Below are 3,000 nucleotides of genomic sequence, written 5' to 3' on the forward strand. Positions count from 1 at the left end.
GAGCTGGGGAGACTGTTTTTGCGGCTGCCCGGTTTTCCAACTCCTCCTTTGTTCTACAGGAGCCAACCTGGGTCTATTATGGAGAGGCCTTTGTTGCTGCCTTACCAGCTCCAACAACCCGATTTACTTACGGTCTTGACTTTGATTTACCAGCCATTGGTAATCAATGGTATAGCTGGACGCCGCTTCAGGAGAGTTTTGCTGAGGCTATAGCTCCAGCACGGACTTTTGGGTTGGCTCACCAAATCGAACACCTACGCGATCGCGGTTTAATTAAAGGCGGTAGCTTGGAAAATGCTCTCGTTTGTGACGAGCAAGGATGGCTGAATCCGCCCTTAAGATTTTCAAATGAGCCAGTGCGTCATAAACTTTTAGATTTAGTAGGGGATCTAAGTTTATTGGGAACATTTCCTGTAGCTCACTTCCTCGCTTACAAAGCCAGCCACTACCTGCATATCCAACTGGCTAGAGCACTGGCTCAACAAGTCGGTGCTTGTTCCGTCAGCAGTCAATCGTCAGCAGTGAGTGGCACTTGACAATAACTGACCATTGACTGGCTCTCAGCCCATAGCCTCCAATTACATTTGCTCATGTCTATACTGACCGACGTTAACACTCAAAATGACGCAACGGATAACGCTCACCAGCCAAACCAGCCGTCATCTGCCAACGTGATATTCACCCTTGAAGACATTCAAAAAATACTCCCTCACCGATATCCTTTTGCATTAGTTGACCGGATCATCGAATATGTTCCCGGAAAGCTGGCAGTTGGGATTAAAAATGTCACGTTCAATGAACCGCATTTTCAAGGGCATTTTCCCGGACGTCCCATGATGCCTGGGGTAATGATTGTCGAAGCGATGGCTCAAGTGGGAGGCATTGTCCTAACCCAAATGGCTGATATGGAGGGTTCGTTATTTGTGTTTGCTGGTATTGATAAAGTTCGTTTCCGGCGTCCCGTGGTGCCAGGGGATCAACTGGTAATGACAACGGAACTCATATCAGTCAAACGCCGTCGTTTTGGAAAGATGCAAGCTCGTGCAGTCGTTGATGGTCAACGAGTTGCTGAAGGGGAACTGATGTTTTCTCTTGTAGAATAACCTGTGACCCGCGCTAACCCTAACAGGGGTAGCGGGGGCATCAATGATCATTGGAAATTGAAGTTGTGCGAGAGGTTAACAGACACTTGAGCGCAATTTTTATTCTATGAGTGCTGACTTGATTTCCAGTTCAACACGTTAAAACGTTATGACTCCTCAATCTTGAACGTTATCCCTTTTCTGTCACCAAGAGCAACGCATATCTCGTGCTGGGAGTGCTGCCAATGGTTCCTAATGAAACAGAAACTAATTATCAATCCCCACCACCATATCCGGTGTTGTCTGATTTTTATGGAGCAGGTCTAGATGGCAACCACACTAATTCATCCTACCGCTGTAATCCACCCCGGTGCCCAATTGCATCCAACCGTTCGGATTGGTGCTTATGCAGTGGTTGGGGATAATGTGAAAGTGGGTTCAGAAACAACCATCGGTGCTCATGCGGTAATTGAAGGACCGACCGAAATTGGAGCAAGAAATCAAATTTTTCCGGGGGCAGCGATTGGCTTGGAACCCCAAGACCTCAAATATGATGGCGCTCCTAGCTGGGTTAGAATTGGTGATGATAACCGGATTCGTGAGTACGTTACTATCAACCGGGCAACAGGGGTGGGTGATGCCACTGTGATCGGCAATGGTAATTTGTTGATGGCTTATGTCCACGTTGCCCACAATTGCACCATTGGAGACTCCGTGGTGATTGCCAATGGATTAGCAATGGCAGGTCATGTTCACATTGAGTCAAAGGCAGTTATTGGAGGAGCTGTAGGGATTCATCAATTTGTCCACATTGGGCGTCTGGCAATGGTAGGGGGTTGTAGTCGCATTGACCGAGACGTACCCCCCTATATGCTTGTTGAAGGGAATCCGGCACGAGTGCGATCGCTCAACCTGATCGGACTCAAGCGTGCTGGAATCGCAGTCGATCAGATGGGACAACTCAAAAAGGCATTCCGGACACTCTACCGTTCTGGACACTCTACCAGTCAAGCCCTCGAAAATCTGGACTTATTGCCCGATAACGAACATATACAGTACCTGCGCCGATTTTTGCAGCTCTCTCAGAGGGAAGGACGGCGAGGTTTAATTCCCGGTTGTCGCATCAAACAGGAGGGGTGAGTATTTGTCATTTTTCCGTTGTCCGTTGCCCTTTGCTAACAACTAAATGACAAATGACTCGCAAAACTATCTTTATCAGTACGGGAGAAGTTTCTGGCGATTTGCAAGGGGCAATGCTGATTGATGCCCTAAAGCGTCAGGCTTCAGACATGGGGCTAGACCTAGAGATTGTGGCGCTGGGGGGCGATAAAATGGTGCAGGCTGGTGCCACCCTACTGGAAAATACGACTGGCATTGGTTCTGTAGGACTCCTAGAATCTCTGCCCTTTGTTCTTCCTACTTTACAAATCCAGCGCCGTGCGAAACAGTACCTGCGGCAAAATCCACCGGATTTGGCTGTACTGATTGACTACATGGGACCCAATTTGAGCATTGGCAGTTTTATCCGCCAGCAGCTCCCCCAGGTGCCTGTAGTTTATTACATCGCCCCACAGGATTGGGTTTGGTCTGCTAACTCCATTCTCAAGAACAATACGATGACGATTGTGGAGATAACTGACCAACTGCTGGCGGTTTTTCCAGAGGAAGCTCGTTTTTTTGAGAAAAAGGGAGCACCAGTGACTTGGGTGGGTCATCCTCTTGTGGATCGGATACAATCGAGTCCGACACGGGAAGAGGCGCGCAAAAGGCTAGGAATTGAACCCGAACAAATCGCGATCGCACTTGTCCCAGCTTCTAGACGACAAGAACTGAAGTACATGATGCCTATCGCTTTTGAAGCAGCAAAGCAACTCCAGTCTCAGTTGTTGGAGAGCGGGGGAGTAGGGGAGCGGGGGAG

4 protein-coding genes are annotated in these 3,000 nt (G+C 48.6%); all 4 read left to right on the forward strand.

Annotated features, from left to right (window positions below):
* Window positions 1-536 (forward strand): UDP-3-O-acyl-N-acetylglucosamine deacetylase (locus IQ257_RS29230; protein ID WP_193933489.1); only part of this gene is annotated, 536 nt, incomplete at its 5' end.
* A 54-nt stretch (window positions 537-590) separates the two neighbouring features.
* Window positions 591-1,103: a 3-hydroxyacyl-ACP dehydratase FabZ gene (gene fabZ, locus IQ257_RS29235; protein WP_193882550.1), complete on the forward strand. Its 513-nt coding sequence runs from the start codon at window positions 591-593 to the stop codon at window positions 1,101-1,103.
* Between the two features lie 306 nt (window positions 1,104-1,409).
* Complete coding sequence (gene lpxA / locus IQ257_RS29240; RefSeq protein WP_193882547.1) at window positions 1,410-2,222, forward strand: acyl-ACP--UDP-N-acetylglucosamine O-acyltransferase; 813 nt, start codon at window positions 1,410-1,412, stop codon at window positions 2,220-2,222.
* 53 nt (window positions 2,223-2,275) lie between these two features.
* Window positions 2,276-3,000, forward strand: a 725-nt coding sequence (gene lpxB / locus IQ257_RS29245) for a lipid-A-disaccharide synthase (RefSeq protein ID WP_193933491.1), incomplete at its 3' end; no start/stop codon positions are given.

Source organism: Coleofasciculus sp. LEGE 07092 (genome assembly GCF_015207375.1).
Taxonomy (GTDB): domain Bacteria; phylum Cyanobacteriota; class Cyanobacteriia; order Cyanobacteriales; family Coleofasciculaceae; genus LEGE-07092.

What these genes read in the sequence shown, in the direction of transcription:
- fabZ (WP_193882550.1), top strand. Translation starts at nt 591, where the DNA reads ATGTCTATACTGACCGACGTTAACACTCAAAATGACGCAACGGATAAC.
- lpxA (WP_193882547.1), top strand. Translation starts at nt 1,410, where the DNA reads ATGGCAACCACACTAATTCATCCTACCGCTGTAATCCACCCCGGTGCC.